The sequence below is a fragment of the Pseudomonas sp. Z2-11 genome, from assembly GCF_054161305.1.
This window is the reverse complement of the sequence record NZ_CP096395.1, coordinates 4,486,180-4,505,239: the sequence shown is the minus strand read 5'-3', so window position 1 is coordinate 4,505,239 and position 19,060 is coordinate 4,486,180. Positions and strand designations below refer to the sequence as shown.

19 protein-coding genes are annotated in these 19,060 nt (G+C 62.3%); 11 read left to right on the top strand and 8 right to left on the bottom strand.

All coding sequences use genetic code 11. The features are described from left to right. The first annotated feature begins 14 nt into the window (after positions 1-14). Positions 15-302 carry a SelT/SelW/SelH family protein gene (locus tag M1E16_RS19935; RefSeq protein WP_458128195.1) on the top strand — a complete coding sequence of 96 codons (288 nt, stop codon included), beginning with the start codon at positions 15-17 and terminating at the stop codon, positions 300-302. Between the two features lie 19 nt (positions 303-321). Here M1E16_RS19935 and M1E16_RS19930 read toward each other — a convergent pair whose 3' ends face one another. Both M1E16_RS19930 and M1E16_RS19925 read right to left on the bottom strand, forming a co-directional pair. Continuing rightward, a complete protein-coding gene (locus tag M1E16_RS19930) occupies positions 322-1,212 on the bottom strand; it encodes a DMT family transporter (protein WP_305499541.1) in 891 nt (296 codons plus the stop codon). Positions 1,213-1,304: 92 nt separating this feature from the next. After that, the gene (locus M1E16_RS19925; protein WP_434656443.1) at positions 1,305-2,048 is read right to left on the bottom strand and encodes a helix-turn-helix transcriptional regulator; all 744 of its coding nucleotides are present in this window, start codon (positions 2,046-2,048) and stop codon (positions 1,305-1,307) included. Positions 2,049-2,183: 135 nt separating this feature from the next. Here M1E16_RS19925 and M1E16_RS19920 point away from each other — a divergent pair, with 135 nt between their 5' ends. Then, positions 2,184-3,002: a UDP-2,3-diacylglucosamine diphosphatase gene (locus M1E16_RS19920; protein WP_434572576.1), complete on the top strand. Its 819-nt coding sequence runs from the start codon at positions 2,184-2,186 to the stop codon at positions 3,000-3,002. Positions 3,003-3,174: 172 nt separating this feature from the next. Here the strand turns inward: M1E16_RS19920 and M1E16_RS19915 are convergent, their stop codons facing one another. Both M1E16_RS19915 and M1E16_RS19910 read right to left on the bottom strand, forming a co-directional pair. Then, positions 3,175-3,756, bottom strand: a complete 582-nt coding sequence (locus M1E16_RS19915) for an HD domain-containing protein (protein WP_434572577.1) — start codon at positions 3,754-3,756, stop codon at positions 3,175-3,177. An 11-nt stretch (positions 3,757-3,767) separates the two neighbouring features. Continuing rightward, positions 3,768-4,079 (bottom strand): Mpo1-like protein, encoded by a 312-nt coding sequence (locus M1E16_RS19910; RefSeq protein ID WP_434572579.1) that lies wholly within the window; start codon positions 4,077-4,079, stop codon positions 3,768-3,770. Between the two features lie 139 nt (positions 4,080-4,218). Between M1E16_RS19910 and M1E16_RS19905 the strand changes: the two genes are divergently transcribed. Beyond that, positions 4,219-5,274, top strand: a complete 1,056-nt coding sequence (locus tag M1E16_RS19905; protein ID WP_434629172.1) for an AraC family transcriptional regulator — start codon at positions 4,219-4,221, stop codon at positions 5,272-5,274. Here M1E16_RS19905 and M1E16_RS19900 read toward each other — a convergent pair. After that, the gene (locus tag M1E16_RS19900; RefSeq protein ID WP_434601487.1) at positions 5,231-6,685 is read right to left on the bottom strand and encodes a TrkH family potassium uptake protein; all 1,455 of its coding nucleotides are present in this window, start codon (positions 6,683-6,685) and stop codon (positions 5,231-5,233) included. The two genes, M1E16_RS19905 and M1E16_RS19900, sit on opposite strands and share 44 nt — an antisense overlap. Before the next feature lie 155 nt (positions 6,686-6,840). Here M1E16_RS19900 and M1E16_RS19895 point away from each other — a divergent pair, with 155 nt between their 5' ends. Further along, positions 6,841-7,410: an NAD(P)H nitroreductase gene (locus M1E16_RS19895; protein ID WP_434697150.1), complete on the top strand. Its 570-nt coding sequence runs from the start codon at positions 6,841-6,843 to the stop codon at positions 7,408-7,410. Between the two features lie 167 nt (positions 7,411-7,577). On the opposite strand, the gene M1E16_RS19890 is transcribed toward M1E16_RS19895, so the two are convergent. From M1E16_RS19890 to phhA, 3 genes are all read right to left on the bottom strand, one after another. Continuing rightward, positions 7,578-8,771, bottom strand: a complete 1,194-nt coding sequence (locus tag M1E16_RS19890; protein WP_458128194.1) for an amino acid aminotransferase — start codon at positions 8,769-8,771, stop codon at positions 7,578-7,580. Next, positions 8,771-9,127 (bottom strand): 4a-hydroxytetrahydrobiopterin dehydratase, encoded by a 357-nt coding sequence (locus tag M1E16_RS19885; RefSeq protein WP_458128193.1) that lies wholly within the window; start codon positions 9,125-9,127, stop codon positions 8,771-8,773. The genes M1E16_RS19890 and M1E16_RS19885 overlap by 1 nt, the downstream gene beginning before the upstream one ends. A gap of 99 nt (positions 9,128-9,226) precedes the next feature. Next, positions 9,227-10,012 (bottom strand): phenylalanine 4-monooxygenase, encoded by a 786-nt coding sequence (gene phhA / locus M1E16_RS19880; protein WP_434697152.1) that lies wholly within the window; start codon positions 10,010-10,012, stop codon positions 9,227-9,229. Between the two features lie 395 nt (positions 10,013-10,407). On the opposite strand from phhA, the gene M1E16_RS19875 reads away from it, so the two are divergent. From M1E16_RS19875 to flgK, 7 genes are all read left to right on the top strand, one after another. Next, on the top strand, positions 10,408-11,970 hold the full coding sequence (locus M1E16_RS19875) for a sigma-54-dependent transcriptional regulator (protein ID WP_458128192.1): 1,563 nt from the start codon (positions 10,408-10,410) through the stop codon (positions 11,968-11,970). A gap of 232 nt (positions 11,971-12,202) precedes the next feature. After that, positions 12,203-12,940, top strand: coding sequence for a flagellar basal body rod protein FlgF (locus M1E16_RS19870; RefSeq protein WP_305499560.1), 738 nt, complete (start codon positions 12,203-12,205; stop codon positions 12,938-12,940). Positions 12,941-12,989: 49 nt separating this feature from the next. Beyond that, positions 12,990-13,775 (top strand): flagellar basal-body rod protein FlgG, encoded by a 786-nt coding sequence (gene flgG / locus M1E16_RS19865; protein WP_434572605.1) that lies wholly within the window; start codon positions 12,990-12,992, stop codon positions 13,773-13,775. Between the two features lie 71 nt (positions 13,776-13,846). Beyond that, on the top strand, positions 13,847-14,542 hold the full coding sequence (gene flgH, locus M1E16_RS19860) for a flagellar basal body L-ring protein FlgH (protein ID WP_434656453.1): 696 nt from the start codon (positions 13,847-13,849) through the stop codon (positions 14,540-14,542). Positions 14,543-14,587: 45 nt separating this feature from the next. Then, a complete protein-coding gene (locus tag M1E16_RS19855; RefSeq protein WP_161798353.1) occupies positions 14,588-15,658 on the top strand; it encodes a flagellar basal body P-ring protein FlgI in 1,071 nt (356 codons plus the stop codon). A 10-nt stretch (positions 15,659-15,668) separates the two neighbouring features. After that, entirely contained in the window at positions 15,669-16,973 is a 1,305-nt protein-coding gene (gene flgJ / locus M1E16_RS19850; RefSeq protein ID WP_434629186.1) for a flagellar assembly peptidoglycan hydrolase FlgJ, read from the top strand. A 10-nt stretch (positions 16,974-16,983) separates the two neighbouring features. After that, positions 16,984-19,050: a flagellar hook-associated protein FlgK gene (gene flgK / locus M1E16_RS19845; protein ID WP_458128191.1), complete on the top strand. Its 2,067-nt coding sequence runs from the start codon at positions 16,984-16,986 to the stop codon at positions 19,048-19,050. Positions 19,051-19,060: the final 10 nt, after the last annotated feature.

Below are 19,060 nucleotides of genomic sequence, written 5' to 3'. Positions count from 1 at the left end.
GGAGTTCACCCGCAATGACCGCTCACAAACCGGAAGTCGTCATCACTTACTGCACGCAGTGCCAATGGTTGCTGCGCGCCGCTTGGCTGGCCCAGGAGTTGCTCAGCACGTTTGGCGACGATTTGGGCAAGGTGTCCCTGGTGCCGGGCACCGGCGGGGTGTTCCATATCAGCTGTGACGGTACGCAGGTCTGGGAGCGCAAGGCTGACGGCGGTTTTCCCGAGGCCAAGGTCCTCAAACAGCGGGTCCGCGACCGGATCGACCCGGAGCGCGACCTGGGGCACAACGACCGGCTTCAGTGACTCGTTTCAGTAACCTGGCTCAGTGAGACGAGGCCTGGGCGCCGGCGCTGGATTTTTTCGTGCCGTCGAGCTGGCTCGACACCACAATCGCAACGATGATCAGCACGCCACCGAGCAGCATGCGCAGCGTCGGGTTTTCATCGAACAGCAGCCACGCAATGGTAATGCCGTAGACCGGTTCCATGGCGAACACTACCGCCGCGGTGCGCGCCTTGATCACCGCGAGGCTGGCGACGAACAGGCTGTGGGCCAGGCCGGTGCAGAACACCCCGAGCAGGCCGATCCACAACCAGTCGATGGGGCGCACGTCGCTCAGTTGTGGCGCGGCCATCGGCAACAGGCATAAGCCCACGACCACGTTCTGGCAAAGCGCGGCCTGCACCGGCGGTACGTGCGCGGAGCCGGCGCGATTGGTCAGCGACAACAGCGAGAACAACAGTCCCGAAGCCACGGCCCAGAGCAAACCGGTGGTGGCGCCGCTGGCCAGGTCAAAGTCCGGTGTGACCAGCACCAGGCCGACGCTCACCAGCACCACCAGGAGAATTTCGTTGGCACGGATCCGCTCGCGGAAAATCAGCCCTTCGAGCAATACGGTGAAGGCCGGGAAACTGGCGAACCCCAGCGTGGCGATGGCCACCCCGGCGACTTTTACCGAGATGAAAAAGCTGACCCAGTGTCCAGCCAGCAACAGCCCGCCGAGCAGCAACCGGCGAGCGTCGCGGCCGCGCAGTTTTTGCCAGCGGGTGCGGCTGGCGAACCGGGCAAACACCGCCAGGGCCAGCACGGCGAACACCGCGCGGCCAAACACAATGACCGCCGGCGAGGCGGCGGCCAGTTTGCCGAACACGCCGGTCAGGCCAAACATGAGCGCGCCGATGTGCAACGCGCCGAGGGCGGTACGGGGAGTCATTGCAATCCTTGTTGAGCGGTTGAGCGTCCGGCTATTGAACCCTTTGCCAGCCGCTTCTGTCTGTCGCGAACCTAGCGATTTTTAGCGCGGATCTAGCGCCGAAGCTTGCCCGGCGAAACACCGAACTCGCGCAGCACCGCCGCCGCGAAGGCACTTTGCGAACTGTAGCCAACCTGATGGGCGATTTCGCCGATGGGCAGGTTTGAGTCTCGCAACAGTCCCACGGCCTTGTGCAGGCGGCGGCTGCGGATGTATTCCATTGGCGTCTGCCCGCGTTCGGCGACGAAGCGCGCATGCAGGCGCGCGCTGGAAAGCCCGGCGACCCGCGCCAGGTCCGCCACTTGCAGCGGATAGGCCGCGTGCTGGTCGATATGAGCGTCCAGCGCGGCATAGGGCAGGCGCCGGCTGCCGCTCGTTTGCTGGCGGGTGCCGTTGAGGCTGGCCAACAGCAGCACCGCGCCTTGCTGGGCGATCAGCGGATCGTCCACCGGACTGCCCGCGAGCCAACTTACCAACTGGCTCTGCCCCGTATCCAGGGGCAGGCGGATATTGCGGTCGAGCAAGCGCCGGCTGGCATCGGCGTGATCGCCCAGGCATTGCCCGACCCAGTCATCATCAGGCACATCCAGCACCAGGCAACGGCTGCCCTGAGGACTGCCGCAGGCGTGATGGGCGCCAGCGGGTACCACTACGAAACTCTGCTGCACCACCTGGCTGCCACGCCCTTCGACTTCGAAGTCCAGCGCGCCGGACAAGCCGAACACCAGCTGCGCATGGTCGTGGCTGTGGACAATCAGATCGTGGCTGTAGTGGCGTAGCGTGAGGATCGGTCTCATCGCGGTCTCCCGTGGCAGGCTGCCAGTCTACACCGAGGGCGCGCCGCCTCGCGCTGTCATGCAACCGACGCATTATTGTCATGGGCCATTAACCGCTGGGGTGCACTGTGGTGAAAACGATCAGAGGGTTGCCCAATGACCAGCGCCGAGCTCGCCAGGCCCAGCCGCAAACAGCGTGTCCGCACCCTGTGGATTTCCGACGTTCACCTGGGTACGCGAGATTGCCAGGCCGAGCACCTGTCGCACTTTCTCAAGGGCTATCACGCCGACAAGGTCTACCTGGTGGGCGATATCATCGACGGCTGGAAACTGCGCAGTGGCATGTATTGGCCCCAGGCCCATACCAACGTCATTCGTCGCCTGCTGACCATGAGCAAGCGCGGCACCGAGGTGATCTATGTCACCGGCAACCATGACGAATTCCTGCGACGCTATTCGAAGCTGATCCTGGGCAACATTCAACTGGTCGACGAAGCGGTGCATGTCACCGCCGATGGTCGGCACCTGCTGGTGATCCATGGCGACCAGTTCGATGTGATTACCCGTTATCACCGTTGGTTGGCCTTTCTTGGGGATTCGGCCTACGAATTCACCCTGACCCTCAATCGCTGGCTCAATCATTGGCGGGCCCGTTACGGCTACGGTTACTGGTCGCTGTCGGCGTACCTCAAGCACAAGGTCAAGACCGCCGTCAGCTTCATCAGCGACTTTGAAGAAGCCATCGCCCATGAATGTGTGAAGCGTGAATTGCATGGCGTGGTGTGCGGGCACATCCACCATGCCGAGATTCGCACGGTGGGCGGGGTGGAGTACCTCAACTGCGGCGATTGGGTCGAGTCGTGCACGGCGCTGATCGAGCATTGGGACGGCTCGATCGAGCTCTATCGCCTGGCGGACGCCCAGGCGCGCGAAGCGCTGGTCAAGGCTGAGTTGAAAGTGACTGAGCCTGCTTGAACTTTAAACGTTTAGTGCAGAGGAGCTTTTGTGGCGAGGGAGCTTGCTCCCGCTGGGCTGCGAAGCAGTCCTAAGAATAGTCACTGGATCCGTGATCATTCAGGCACACCGAGAGGGGGCTGCTGCGCAGCCCAGCGGGAGCAAGCTCCCTCGCCACAGGGAAGTGTGTTCTTCACGTTTCAGCCATCGCCGCCTTGTAGATCGATTGCTTCGGTGCCGCAAACAGCCTTTCCAGCATAGGCTCGAAAAAACTCAGCGGCAGCGTGTCGTACTCGGGATCGAACGCCGCGGCGTCGTATTCTGCACAGAAATCGATCGTCGCCTGGTACTGCGGGTGCTCCCTAAACTGCTCCCGCAGGTGCCGGTCCATGCCCAGGTGATGGAAGAAGTAGTAGCCCTGGAATATCCCGTGTTTTTCCACCATCCACAGGTTCTCGGCGCTGACGAACGGCTTGAGGATCGCCGCCGCGATGTCCGGATGGTTGTACGAACCCAGTGTGTCGCCAATATCGTGGAGCAGGGCGCAGACCACGTACTCCTCGTCTCGCCCGTCGCGGTAGGCACGGGTGGCGGTTTGCAGGGAGTGGGTCAGGCGATCCACGGGGAAACCGCCGAAGTCGCCATCGAGCAATCTCAGGTGGGTCAGAATCCGGCCCGGCAACTGCCGCGCGTAAGCGCTGAAGTCGGCGGCGATGATTGCCCAGTCTTCCCGGCTGCCGTCCTGCATGTGGGTGAAGCGCGCGTGAGACGTCATCGGCAATCTCCTTAGAACGCCACCTTGCCCAGCAGCATGTCGCGGTACATGACGAAGTCGCCGAGCAGACTGTAGAGAGGATGTTGGAAAGTCGCAGGGCGGTTTTTTTCGAAGAAGAAGTGCCCGACCCAGGCGAAGCCGTAGCCGGCCACCGGCAGCGCAACCCACAGCCACCAGGCGCCGACGACGAGGGCCAGGGCGAAAACCAGGATGACCAGAGAGGTGCCGATGAAGTGCAGGCGCCGGCAGGTGCTGTTGCTGTGTTCGCTGAGGTAATACGGGTAGAACTCGGCGAAGGTGTTGAATCGTTTGGTGTTTTCCAAGAATGCAGGCTCTTTGGTTATTGTTCTGATATTTGAAGTCTAGAGCTACCAAACGCAACAGCCAGTGACAATCAGCGCCACTTTAGTATCCTTCGCAAATCCAGCCGTACCCTGCGGCTCGTCATGCAAGCAAAACGTCATGAGCGAACGAACGACTTCTTCAAGCTGGGCGATGGGGATTGTCAAGGCGTTGGAAATGGACGGCCTGGACTGTCGAGCGCTGTTCAAGCAACTGGCGCTGGATTTTGCTGCGCTGGAAGATCCCGACGCGCGCTTTACCCAGGACTCGATGACTCGGCTCTGGCAATTGGCGGTGGCTCGCTCCGGCAACCCCGCCATCGGCCTGAACATGGGCAAGGTGGTACGCCCGGCATCGTTCCATGTGGTCGGTTACGCATTGATGTCCAGTCGCACGCTGGTCGAAGGCTTCCAGCGGCTGGTGCGCTACCAGCGGATCATTGCCGAAAGCGCCGACTTGAGTTTTCGTCATCTGGAGGAGAGCTATGGGCTGATTCTCACCGTGCATGGCGATCACCTTCCGCCGACCCGGCAAAGTGCCGAAGCCTCCCTGGCCTGCGCGCTGTCCTTGTGCAGTTGGTTGACCGGACGCACCTTGCATCCGGTAAAGGTACTGTTCCAGGGTTCCGAACCCGTTGACCTGGCACCGTATCAACAGGCTTTTGGCGCGCCACTGGTGTTCGATGCTCCCTACGACGCGCTGATTTTCCAGCAGGAAGACATGGAGGCGCCGCTGCCCACGGCCAACGAGGCCATGGCGCAGCTCCACGATCGGTTTGCCGGCGAATACCTCGCGCGTTTTTCCGGAAGCCGCGTGACCCACCAGGCGCGGCAGGTGCTCTGCCGGCTGCTGCCCCGGGGCGAGCCCAAGCGGGACGTGGTCGCGCAGACCCTGCACTTGTCGCAACGTACCTTGCAGCGGCGCTTGCAGGATGAGGGCACGAGTTTCCAGAACTTGCTGGACGATACGCGCCGCGAACTGGCCGAGCAGTACCTGGCGCAGCCGACCATGACGCTGCTGGAAGTGGCTTATCTGTTGGGGTTTGCCGACCCGAGCAATTTTTTCCGGGCCTTTCGGCGCTGGTTCGGGACCACGCCCGGCGAATACCGGGCGCGGGCTGTAGCGACGCCGGTCAGTGACGCCAGAACGCCGGAATACACAGCACGAACACCGTGATGATCTCCAGCCGGCCGAGCAGCATGCCGCCGGAAAGAATCCACTTGGCGGCATCCGGCAGCGGGGCGAAGTTGCCGGCCGGGCCGATGGTCTCGCCAAGCCCCGGGCCGACACCGGACACGGTACTGGCCGCGCCGGTCAGTGCCGTCATCCATTCGACGCCCAGCAGCGACAGCAGCAGCGCGATCACGCAGATGGTGATGGCGAAGAAGAACGAGAATGTCAGGATCGACCGGACGATTTCTTCGTCGAGGCGGTGACCGTTGTATTTCTGCTTGATCACCGCGCGCGGGTGAATCAGTTGGTTAAGGTTGGCCCGAAGCAGGATGTAGGCAACCTGGAAGCGAAAAATCTTGATCCCGCCGGCGGTCGAACCCGAGCAGCCGCCGACGAAACCCAGGTAGAAGAACAACATCAGCGAGAAATTGCCCCACAGGCTGTAGTCGCCCAAGGCGAAACCGGTGGTGGTGACGATGGACGTCACGTTCAGCGCCACGTGCCGCAGGGCGTCGAGCCAATGCAGGTCGGTGGTGGCCCAATACCAGGTGCCGAGCACCAGCCAGGTGACCAGCAGCACGCCGATCAGCCCCTGGACTTGCTGGTCCTTGATCAGTGCCCGACGATTGCCGCGCAGGGTCGAGACGTAGAGGGCAAACGGCAGGCTGCCGAGGATCATGATGACAATGGCGACCCAATGCACGGCCGGTTGCGTCCATTTGGCCAGGGACAGGTCGGAGGTGGAAAATCCCCCGGTGGAAATGGCCGACATCGAATGGTTGATCGCATCGAACAGACTCATCCCGGCCCACCACAGTGCCAGGGTGCCGAGAATGGTGATGCCGACGTAGGAAGCCACGATCAGCCGCGCCACCATGTGCGAGCGCGGCATGACTTTTTCCGAGCGATCGGACGATTCGGTCTGGAACAGCCGCATGCCGCCGATGCGCAGCAACGGCAGGATTGCCACCGCCATGCCGATGAAGCCGATACCGCCGAGCCAGTGCAGCAGCGAGCGCCACATCAGGATCCCCGGCGACATCGTGTCCAGGCCGCTGAGGACCGTTGCGCCAGTGGCGGTGATGCCCGACATGCTTTCGAAAAAAGAATCGGTGTAGCTGATGTGCTGAGTCAGCAAGAACGGCAGCGCGGCAAAGACACACACCACCAGCCAACTGCTGACCGTCAGCAGGTACATGTCCCGGGGGCGCAGATGGATGTGCTCGGGGCGTCCGGGAAGAATCAACGCGAGGCCGGCGACAAAGGTAATCATGCTCGACCAGAGGAATGATGGCAGGTCGCTGGTGCGTTCGTAGATCAGCAACGTGGCCATCGGCACGATCATGAAGATCGCCAGGGTGATCAGGAAGATGCCGATGATGAAACCAATGATCCGCAGGGTCGGCAACGCCATGAAGTCCGCTCGGGCTGATAGGGGAAAGGGCGCCATTCTACCTGTGACAAGCGGCATGTAAACCGGCGCCCGGCGCTGCTTGCAACTGAATTTGCACTAACGAACTGGCGGCACAAGCCACTAGAATAGCCGAACATTTTTCCAGGAGGTCGCCGATGCAGGCTCTCGACGCTTTGCTCAACCGTGTTTCCGTTCCGCGTCTGGTGGACCCTGCGCCCACGCCCGAACAACGCCAGGTCATGTTCGCCGCAGCGATGCGTGCGCCGGATCATGGCCAACTGCGCCCGTGGCGTTTCCTGACCGTCGAAGGCGAGGCACGTCACCGCATGGGTGAGCTGCTGGCCGAGGCGGCACGCTTCAATGATCCGCTGGTGCCGGAAGCCGTGGTGGAGAAGGCCCTCAACGGCCCGCTGCGCGCGCCCTTGGTCGTGGTGGTGATCGCGCGTTTGCAGGACCATTTCAAGATTCCCAAGCCCGAGCAATTGCTGGCAGCCGGCTGCGCGGCCCATGGGATTTTACTGGCCGCTTATGCCCAGGGCGTTGGCGGGGTGTGGCGTACCGGGGAATTGGCCTATTCGCCCCACGTCGCGCGGGGGCTGGGGCTTGAAGAAGGGGAGGAGGTGATCGGCTTCCTTTACCTGGGTACACCGCAGAAAGAGGCGCGCGCGGCGCCGCAGGAAGATATCGGGCAGTTTGTGCAGGAATGGAACGGGCCACAGGCATAAACCCTGGCGTTGCTTTCGTGGCGAGGGAGCTTGCTCCCGCTGGGCTGCGCAGCAGCCCCAAAAGGCGCCAACGCAATCCTTCAGACGGAACGCGTTAGCCTATTTACGACGGCTGCGCCGCCGAGCGGGAGCAAGCTCCCTCGCCACAACGGCAATAGCCCGCTGGGTTAACGGCAAACATCCGCAATCGCCAGCGCCAGCGCATCCAGGCGCGTCGCGTCGATGCCGGCCACGTTGGCCCGGCCGGTGCCGACCATGTAGACGCTATGGCGCTCGCGTAGTTGCCCGACCTGTTCCGGCGAGAGTCCGGTGTAGGAAAACATCCCGCGTTGCACCCCCATATGGGCGAAGCGTTCGCGCAGACCATGGGGTTCGAGCGCTTCCAGCAATCCGCCGCGCAACTGCGCGATGCGCAGGCGCATGGCTTCCACTTCGTCGGCCCACAGGCCTTTCAACTGCGGATTGCCAAGGATCGTCGCAACCACCGCCGCACCATGGTCCGGTGGCGTCGACCACAGGTTGCGAGCGATGTTGGCCAGTTGACTGCGGATGTCGACCAGTTTCTCACCATCGTGGGCGCAGACGATCAGCGCACCGGTGCGGTCGCGATAAAGACCGAAGTTCTTCGAGCATGAGCTGGTGATCAGTACTTCGGGCAGCGCTTCGGCGAACAACCGCACAGCCCAGGCGTCCTGCTCCAGCCCGTCGCCAAAGCCCTGGTAGGCGAAGTCGATCAGCGGCAGCAGGTCGCGGCTGCGCATTACGTCGAGCAGCTGGCGCCATTGCTCATGGGTCAGGTCGAAACCGGTGGGGTTGTGGCAACAGGCGTGCAGCAGTACCACGTCACCCTTTGGCACCTGGCTCAGGGTTGCCAGCATTGCCTCGAAATCCAGGCGGTTGTCGGCACCGACGTAGGGGTAGTGGCTGGCCTTGACGCCGGCGGCGGCGAAAATGGTCTCGTGGATTGGCCAGGTCGGGTTGCTCAGCCAGACGCCACGGCCCGGCAGGCACTGGGCGATGAAGTCGGCGCTCAAGCGCAGGGCGCCGGTACCGCCCGGCGTCTGGGTGGCGCCGGCGCGTTTATCGGCGAGCAGCGGCGAGTCTGCTCCGAGCACCAGTTCATTGATCAACCGGCCGAACGCGGCGTCACCATGGCCACCGATGTAAGTCTTGGTGAACTGGCGGTCCACCAGTTGCTGCTCGGCCTGTTTCACTGATTGGAGAATCGGCGTCAGGCCCTGGGCATCCTTGTAGACACCCACGCCCAGGTCGAACTTGCCAGGATTGCTGTCCGCCCCGTAGGCCTCCATCAGGCCGAGGATCGGGTCGCCGGGCACGCGGCCGATGGCATCGAAATGCATTACTTGCGGCCCTCGGCGGTCTTGGCGACGTCGTCGGTACGGGCGGCCATGATGAAGTCGTTGCGGTGCAGGCCCTTGATGGAGTGGCTCCACCAGGTCACGGTGACTTTGCCCCACTCGGTGAGCAGGCCGGGGTGATGCCCTTCAGCCTCGGAGATTTCGCCGACCGCGTTGGTGAACGCCAGGGCATGCTTGAAATTCTTGAACAGGAAAACCTTTTCCAGCTGCATCACGCCGTCGCGCACTTCGATGTTCCAGTCGGGGATCTGCTTGATCAGGGTCGGCAGTTCTTCGTCGCTGACTTGCGGGGCATCGGCGCGGCAGGCTTCGCAATGGGCTTGGTTCAGAGTGTTCATGGTGTGTTCCCGGATCGAATATTTGGAAAACGTCGATGCGTCCACGCTAAAGCAAAGCCGCCTGGCGCAACAGACTCAATTGAAAGCAAAAGTAGCGGTTCACGCCGCTTTCGGTGGAAATTTCGGCGCGTGCAGGCCCAGTTCCCGGCCGCGCCCGACCATGCCCATGATGTCCTCGTGGGCCAGGTCGAACAGGCGCTTGAGCTCGGGCAGGACGAAATACACCGGCTGCAGGATGTCGATGCGATACGGCGTGCGCATGGCCTCCAGCGGGTCGAAGGCTTGATGCTCCGGCTCGTCCGACAGGCAATAAACGGTTTCCTTGGGGGACGACAGGATGCCGCCGCCGTAGATGCGCCGACCGTGCGGGGTGTCTACCAGGCCGAACTCGATGGTCATCCAGTAGAGGCGCGCCAGGTAAACGCGTTCTTCCTTGGAAGCCTGTAGGCCAAGTTTGCCGTAGGTGTGGGTAAATTCAGCGAACCACGGGTTGGTCAGCAGCGGACAGTGGCCGAAGATCTCGTGGAAAATATCCGGCTCTTGCAGGTAATCGAGTTCTTCACGGGTACGAATAAACGTCGCGACCGGAAACTGTTTGCTGGCGAGCAGTTCGAAGAACGTCTGGAACGGAATCAGCGCCGGTACCCGGGCGACTTGCCAGCCCGTGGTCGCGCCGAGCACCTTGTTGATTTCCCCCAGTTGCGGGATGCGGTCGTGGGGCAGGCCAAGCTTGTCGATGCCGTCCAGGTATTCCTGGCACGCACGGCCTTCAATGACTTTCAACTGGCGGGTGATCAGCGTGTTCCACACCGCGTGTTCTTCGGCGGGGTAGTCGATAAAACCTTGCGCATCGGGCTCGCGGGCCACGTATTGCGTCTGCTTCATGCTGCTCTCCTGCTGATATCCCTCAAGGGAAGACTTGTTTTTTGTTATGTCCAGCGATGCATTAGAGATAACTCGAAGCGGGAGCGGGTGCAGCAGGTCGATTCAAGATTGAAAGGCTTATCTGCGGCAATTCTGTAAACTTTTCGTTACGTATTTGCGGGTATCGCCGCTTTGAAGGGATAGCAGGCTGTAAAAGGTCCTACAACTGTCACATAATCTTGACGACTATTTGCGCTGTTGCGCCGAAAAAGCTTGTGGCGAGGGAGCTTGCTCCCGCTGGGGCGCGAAGCGGCCCCTGTTTTGGGTCTGCTGCGCAGCCCAGCGGGAGCAAGCTCCCTCGCCACAGAGGGGCTGGAATGGCGCGCTTTTCTACTCATATGCACCTGGGCCCTCTTATGCGCATCAAAGTCCATTGCCAGAATCGCATCGGCATCCTGCGGGACATCCTCAACCTGCTGGTGGAATACGGCATCAACGTCGCCCGTGGCGAAGTGGGGGGCGAGCACGGCAATGCGATCTACCTGCACTGTCCGAACCTGATCAATATCCAGTTCCAGGCGTTGCGTCCGAAGTTCGAAGGGATCGCCGGGGTATTCGGCGTCAAGCGGGTAGGGCTGATGCCCAGCGAGCGTCGGCACATGGAGCTCAACGCCTTGCTCGGCGCCCTCGAGTTTCCGGTGCTGTCCATCGACATGGGCGGCTCTATTGTCGCGGCCAACCGGGCGGCGGCGCAGTTGCTCGGAGTGCGGGTCGACGAAGTGCCCGGCATCCCGCTGTCCCGCTACGCCGAGGACTTCGACTTGCCGGAGCTGGTGCGCGCCAGCCAGTCGCGTATCAACGGGCTGCGGGTCAAGGTCAAGGGCGATGTGTTCCTGGCGGACATCGCCCCGCTGCAGTCGGAGCACGACGACAGCGAAGCCATGGCCGGCGCGGTGCTGACCCTGCACCGCGCCGACCGGGTCGGCGAGCGTATCTACAATGTGCGCAAGCAGGAGCTGCGCGGCTTCGACAGCATTTTCCAGAGTTCGAAAGTGATGGCGGCAGTGGTTCGCGAGGCACGGCGCATGGCCCCGCTGGACGCGCCGCTGCTTATAGAAGGTGAGACCGGCACCGGCAAGGAACTGCTGGCCCGCGCCTGTCACCTGGCCAGTCCGCGCGGGCAGTCACCGCTGATGGCGCTCAACTGCGCCGGGCTGCCGGAGTCCATGGCCGAGACCGAGTTGTTCGGCTACGGCCCCGGGGCCTTTGAAGGCGCCCGGGCCGAAGGCAAGCTCGGTCTGTTGGAGCTGACCGCGGGAGGCACGCTGTTCCTCGACGGCGTTGGGGAAATGAGCCCGCGGCTGCAAGTGAAGTTGCTGCGCTTTTTGCAGGACGGATGTTTTCGTCGCGTCGGCAGTGACGAAGAGGTCTACCTGGATGTCAGGGTGATCTGCGCGACCCAGGTCGACTTGTCCGAACTCTGCGCCCGAGGGGAATTCCGTCAGGATCTGTACCACCGCTTGAACGTGCTTTCCTTGCATATCCCACCGTTGCGCGAATGCCTCGATGGGCTGGAGCCATTGGTGGAGCATTTTCTCGACCAGGCCAGCCGCCAGATCGGCTGTCCGCTACCAAGGCTTGCCCCGGCGGCGATGGAACGTCTCAGCCACTACCATTGGCCGGGCAACGTCCGGCAGTTGGAAAACGTGCTGTTCCAGGCCGTTTCCCTGTGCGACGGCGGAAAGGTCAAGGCCGAGCACATCCGCCTGCCGGACTACGGCGTGCGCCAACCCCTTGGCGACTTTTCCCTGGAGGGTGGGCTGGACGAGATCGTCGGGCGTTTCGAGAAAGCGGTGCTGGAGCGCCTGTACTCCGAACACCCCAGCAGCCGCCAGCTGGGCAAGCGGTTGGGGGTTTCCCATACGACTATTGCCAACAAATTGCGTGAGTATGAAGTGGGCAAGGAGCCGGGAGCGTAAGCCCCACGCTACAGGAAAGTGATGCAATTGCCGGATGGGTAAACCTTTGCCTTGCAGCGGCACGACACCGCCGGTTTTTCGTCTCCGGTCTTGCTCCAGTATCCCTTCCACAATTCTCCAGCCCTTTGTTTACCGGGCCCGGGCCCGTCAGAAAAAAAGTTGGTCTGCTAATTGCTTAAGGCTCTGCAACACAGCAGTGGACGGCAAACGTCCGGCATGCAGAGGAACGACAGTGGACAAGTACCTTTATGTGGCAATGACCGGCGCCAGCCAGAACGCACTGGCGCAGCGGGCCCATGCCAACAACCTGGCGAACATCTCCACCAACGGTTTTCAGAAAGACCTGGAGCAGGCACGTTCGATGCCGGTGTTCGGCGACAGCTTTCCGGCGCGGGCGTTTGCCATGTCCGAACGGCCTGCTACCGATTTCACCCCGGGTGCGCTGATTGAAACCGGCCGTGAACTGGACGTGGCCGTCAGCGGGCCGGGCTGGATGGCCGTGCAGAACCCCGACGGTGGCGAAAGCTACGTGCGCACGGGCAGCCTCAACGTCGACGCCCTTGGCGTGCTGCGCGCCGGCAACGGCATGCCGGTGATGGGCAACGGCGGTCCGATTGCCGTGCCGCCAGAGCAGAAAATCGAAATCGGCCAGGACGGCACCATCAGCATCCGCGCCATGGGTGAAGGCCCACGGGTAATGGCTGAGGTGGACCGCATCAAGCTGGTCAACCCGGACCTCAAGACCATGACTAAAGGCCTGGACGGCTCGATCCGCTCCAAGGACGGCCAGCCTGCGCCCATCGATGGCAACGTGCAGTTGGTGTCGGGGTTCCAGGAAGCGAGCAACGTCAATGCCGTGGATGAGATGACTTCGGTGCTGGCCCTGGCCAAGCAGTTCGAGCTTCACGTCAAGATGATGACCACCGCCAAAGAAGGCGATGAGGCCATGGCTCGGGTCTTGCAGATCTAATCATTAATTACAGCGCTGCGCCGAAAAACAGGCGTATGAGGAGAATCGAATGCTTCCGGCTCTTTGGGTTGCCAAAACAGGTCTGTCCGCCCAGGACACCAACCTTTCCACTATTTCCAACAACCTGGCGAACGTTTCGACCACGGGTTTCAAACGTGATCGCGCCGAGTTCCAGGACCTGCTCTACCAGGTAAAACGCCAGCCAGGCGCCCAGTCGACCCAGGACAGCGAATTGCCGTCGGGCCTGCAAGTGGGTACCGGTGTGCGCATTGTCGGCACCCAGAAAAACTTCAACGCCGGTAGCCTGCAAACCACCGAGCAGCCGCTGGACATGGCCATCGACGGTCGCGGTTTCTTCCAGATCCTGCAGCCGGACGGCACCACGTCCTACACCCGTGACGGTACCTTCCACCTCGACTCCAACGGCCAGATCGTCAACGCCAGCGGTTTCGCCCTGGAGCCGGCCATCGTCATCCCGAACGATGCGCAGACATTCACCGTGGGTCGTGACGGCACCGTGTCCATCACCATCGCGGGCAACCCGGCCGCACAGGTGATCGGTAACCTGCAGACCGCTGACTTCATCAACCCGGCCGGCCTGCAGGCGGTGGGTAACAACCTGTTCCTGGAGACCGCCGCCAGCGGCGCGCCGCAAGTCGGCACCCCGGGCCTGAACGGTTTCGGCACCACGCTGCAGAACACCCTGGAAACCTCCAACGTGAGCACCGTCGAGGAGATGGTCAACATGATCACCACCCAGCGTGCCTACGAGATGAACTCCAAGGTGATCTCCACCGCCGACCAGATGCTCTCGTTCGTCACGCAGAACCTGTAATACGTCGCTAAATCCGTCATTAGGTAGATAGGGCGGCCCCAGGGTCGCCTGCAACACCAAGAGGTAGGGTCATGAATCGCTTTGTATCTGTTCTGGCATTGAGTGGGGTTACCGCGCTGGCGGGCTGTGTCGCGCCAACGCCCAAGCCCAATGACCCGTATTACGCTCCGGTGTTGCCACGCACGCCGTTGCCGGCTGCCGCCAATAACGGCTCGATCTACCAGGCTGGCTTCGAACAGAACCTGTACAGCGACCGCAAGGCTTTCCGGGTCGGTGACATCATCACCATCACCTTGAACGAGCGGACCCAGGCGAGCAAGAACGCCAACTCGCAGATCGACAAGACCAGCCAGACCAGCGTCGGCCTGACGTCGTTGTTCGGCTCCAGCCTGACCACCAACAACCCGATCGGTGGCGGCGACCTGAGCCTCAACGCTGGCTACGGTTCCGACCGCGCCTCCAAGGGCGACAGCCAGTCTGGCCAGAGCAACAGCCTGACCGGTTCGATCACCGTGACCGTCGCCGATGTACTGCCCAACGGCATCATCGCCGTGCGCGGCGAGAAATGGCTGACGCTCAATACCGGTGACGAACTAGTGCGCATCGCTGGCATGGTCCGCGCCGATGACATCTCCACCGACAACACTGTTCCGTCGACCCGCGTGGCCGATGCGCGCATCACCTATTCGGGCACTGGTGCCTTTGCCGATGCGAGTCAGCCAGGTTGGTTCGACCGTTTCTTCCTCAGCCCGAAGTTCCCTTTCTAGGTGATCAAGTTGAATCTTAAACAGCTGTTGATCGGTGCCCTGGTGATGTCGGCAGCCTTCACCGCTCAAGCCGAGCGCCTGAAGGACATCGCCAGCATTTCCGGCGTGCGTTCCAACCAGTTGATCGGCTACGGCCTGGTCGTGGGCCTGAACGGTACCGGTGACCAGACCACTCAGACTCCGTTCACCCTGCAGACCTTCAACAACATGCTGTCGCAGTTCGGCATCAAGGTGCCGGCCGGCTCCGGCAACGTGCAGTTGAAGAACGTCGCGGCGGTGTCGATCAGTGCCGATCTGCCGGCGTTCGCCAAGCCTGGCCAGCAGGTGGATATCACCGTGTCGTCCATCGGTAACTCCAAGAGCCTGCGCGGCGGCACCTTGCTGCTGACCCCGCTCAAGGGTATCGACGGCAACGTCTACGCCATCGCCCAGGGCAACCTGGTGGTGGGCGGGTTCGATGCCGAGGGGCGCGACGGTTCGAAGATCACCGTCAACGTTCCGTCGGCCGGCCGTATTCCCGGTGGTGCGTCGGTTGAACGTGCGGTGCCGAGCGGCTTCAACCAGGGCAACAGCCTGACCTTGAACCTCAACCGTTCCGACTTCACCACGGCCAAGCGCATCGTCGACAAGATCAACGACATGCTCGGCCCAGGCGTGGCCCAGGCCATCGACGGTGGCTCGATTCGTGTCACCGCGCCACTGGATCCGAGCCAGCGCGTCGACTACCTGTCGATCCTCGAAAACCTTGAGGTCGATCCGGGCCAGGCGGTGGCGAAAGTCATCATCAACTCGCGCACCGGCACCATCGTGATCGGCCAGAACGTCAAGGTTTCGCCGGCCGCCGTGACCCACGGCAGCCTGACCGTGACCATCACCGAAGACCCGATCGTCAGCCAGCCGGGGCCGTTGTCCAACGGCCAGACCGCCGTGGTTCCGCGCTCGCGGGTCAATGCCGAACAGGAAGCCAAGCCGATGTTCAAGTTCGGCCCGGGCACCACCCTGGATGAGATCGTCCGGGCGGTGAACCAGGTCGGCGCGGCACCGGGCGACCTGATGGCGATTCTCGAAGCCTTGAAGCAGGCCGGCGCGTTGCAAGCCGACCTGATCGTGATTTAAGGAACGAGCCATGGATATGCGCAAGGGCGCTTTGATCAGCGGCGATTCGGGGTCCTACTCGGACCTCAACCGCCTGAACCAGCTCAAGGTCGGCGACAAGAACAGCGACGGCAACCTGCGCAAGGTGGCGCAGGAGTTCGAGTCGCTGTTCCTTGGCGAGATGCTCAAGTCCATGCGTTCGGCCACCGAAGCGATGGGCAAGGACAATCCGATGAATACTGCCGAAGCCAAGCAGTATCAGGAAATGTACGACCAGCAGCTGGCCGTTTCGATGTCCCGCGAGGGCGGTGGTATCGGCCTGGCCGACGTGCTGCTGCGCCAGATGTCCAAGAACAAACCGACGGCGCCAGGTGAGGCGGCGACGTTGTCCGCCGCCAAGCAGCAAGAGGCGCTGGACAAGGTGACCAAGCCGGTTGTAACGCCGGTGGCCGCCGGAACGCTGCCCACCGACGGGCCTTTGTCGCGCACCAATGGCCAGCGCCCGCTGTGGGCTTCGCGGGCCGTGAACGCGCCGCAAGGTGCAGGCGAGGGCGTGCACCGCAACGATATGGAATTGCTCAACCAGCGTCGCCTGGCGCTGCCGCCGAAATTGGCCGACCGCCTGCTCGCCGGGCTGGTGCCTGCGGCTGCGGCCTCGACCGAGGCGCCCGCACAGAACATCCTGCCTGACCGCGCCGTTGCCGCCGTCAAGCCGGCCACCGGCGAATTGGGCAATGGTGACTGGCTGGCCGCGCTCAAGGATTCCGAGGCCAAAGGGCAGGTACAGGTTTATGGGCGCGCCGTGGCACAACCGCCACTGGCGCCGGCCCGCAAAGCGTTCCGCGATGCTGATGAATTCGTCAATGCGATGTTGCCGATGGCCAAGGAAGCCGCCGAGCGCATCGGTGTCGATCCGCGTTACCTGGTGGCCCAGGCCGCCCTGGAAACCGGTTGGGGTAAATCGGTCATGCGTCAGCCTGATGGCAGCAGCAGTCACAACCTGTTCGGCATCAAGGCCAGCAAGAACTGGACGGGCGATTCGGCGCGGGCAATCACCAGCGAATTCCGCAACGGTGAGATGGTCAAGGAAACCGCCGAGTTCCGCTCCTACGCGTCGTACCGCGACAGCTTCCATGACCTGGTCAATCTGCTGCAAAGCAACAGTCGCTATCAAGCTGTGCTGAAGTCGGCCGATAACCCGGAACAGTTTGTACGCGAGTTGCAGAAGGCCGGTTACGCCACCGACCCGAACTACGCCAGCAAGATTTCGCAGATAGCTCGGCAGATGACGAGTCCACAAAACTTCGCTTCGGCAAGCGCTACCACGATTTTATAAGGATTGAACCATGAGTCTGCTCAACATAGGGATGTCGGGCCTGTCGGCCAGTCAGTTCGCCCTGTTAACCACGGGTAACAACATTGCCAACGTCGATACCGATGGGTATTCGCGCCAGCAGACCGTGCAGGGCACCAAGGCTTCCAATCAATACGGCAACGTGTTCATCGGTTCCGGCACCACCCTGGCCGACGTGCGGCGGGTATACAACGCCTATCTCGAAGCGCAGTTGAAGACCACCACCTCGCTCAACAGTGACGCGGCGGCCTACCAGTCGCAGATTTCCCCGCTCGATGCGCTGTTGTCGGACACCGGCACCGGTCTCAATGGCGCCCTGACCAAGTTCTTCGCCTCGGTGCAGAACGTCAACGCCAAGCCGGGCGACGATGCGTCCCGCCAGTTGCTGCTCAGCGATGCCCAGGCCATGAGCGCCCGGTTCAATTCCGTCGCCAGCGAGCTGAACAAACAGAGCGAGACCATCAACGGCAACCTCAAGACCATGGTCGAGCAGGTCAACAGCCTGGCTAACACCGTGGCTCAGTTGAACAAGAAAATCGCCGAGGTTTCCAACAGCGGTGGCGCACCCAACGACTTGCTCGATACCCGCGGCGAAGTCATTCGGCAGATTTCCAGCCTGACCGGTACCCAGGTCGTGGAAAATGGCAGCAGCCTGGACATCTACCTGGGCTCCGGCCAGCCCCTGGTGCTGGGCACCACGGTCAACAAGCTGGAAACCGTGCCGGACAAGAACGATCCGGGGCGCCTGGGCATCCAGCTCAACAGTGGTTCCAGTGTCATGGACCTCACTCAGGTCCTCTCGGGCGGCGAGATCGGCGGCCTGATGCGCTACCGCAGCACCGTGCTCGACCCGGCCATGAACGAGCTGGGGCGCGTGGCCCTGGTCGTTGCCGACCAGATGAATGCCATCCAGGCCTCGGGCATCGACCGCAACGGTGATTTTGGCTCCAACCTGTTCTCCAATATCAACAGCGCCGCGCAGGTAAGCCAGCGCAGCGTGGCATCGCTGAACAACAGCACCGGGTCCGGCAACTTCGAAGTGGCCATCAAGGACACCGGCAAGCTGAGCACCAATGACTACAAGGTCACCTTCACCAGCGGCACCGACTACACCGTGCAGCGCCTGCCCGACGGCACGTCGATGGGCAGCTTCAGCACCACGACCAATCCCCCGCCGGAAATCGACGGTTTCTCGATGAAATTCGTCAACGGCACGGCGGCAACCGGCGACTCGTTCAAGCTGACCCCGACCCGCAACGCGGCGGCCAGCATCAAGACCGAGATGACCGACTCCAAGCGGCTGGCGATCGCCGCGCCGCTGGGCGCCGCCATCGCACCCGGCGGCAGCGGCACGCTGAGCATTCCGGCCAGCGGCCAGCCGACCCTGACGACCAAGCTGGACATCTACGACGCCGCCACCACCAGCATCATCCAGAATGGCATCAAGACGTCCACGCCGGTCAAGGTGGTGTTCGGTGATCCGTCCGCCGATGGCACCAGCCAGCCGTATCAGTTGCTCGATGCCCAGGGCAACGAGATCAGTACCGGTTCGATCAAGCCCGGCGAAAGCAACACCCTGAACCTGACCATTCCGCTCAAGGATGCCAATGGCAACCCGATCACGGATGGCGCGACCCCGCCGGTACAACGCACGGTCGCTTTTGAAATGAGCATCGCCGGCGCACCGACCAAAGGTGCCGCCATCAACGTCACGCTTACCCAGCCCGGCAGCCTGGACAACCGTAACGGCACCGCCCTGGCCGACCTGCAGACAGGCAAGACCGTCGACACTAACAGCAACAGCAAAGGTATTTCCCTGAGCGATGCCTACGGCAAGCTGGTCGAAGGCGTCGGTGCCAAGGCCGCTCAGGGCAAGCTCGACAGCGCCGCCACTGGCGCGATCCTGAAAAACGCCTCGGACGCCCGCGACTCGCTGTCCGGCGTGGACCTGGACGAAGAGACCGGGAACCTGGTGAAGTTCCAGCAGTACTACACCGCGTCCTCGCAGATCATCAAGGCGGCGCAGGAAATCTTCAGCACTTTGATCAACAGTCTTTAAGGAGTCGTAG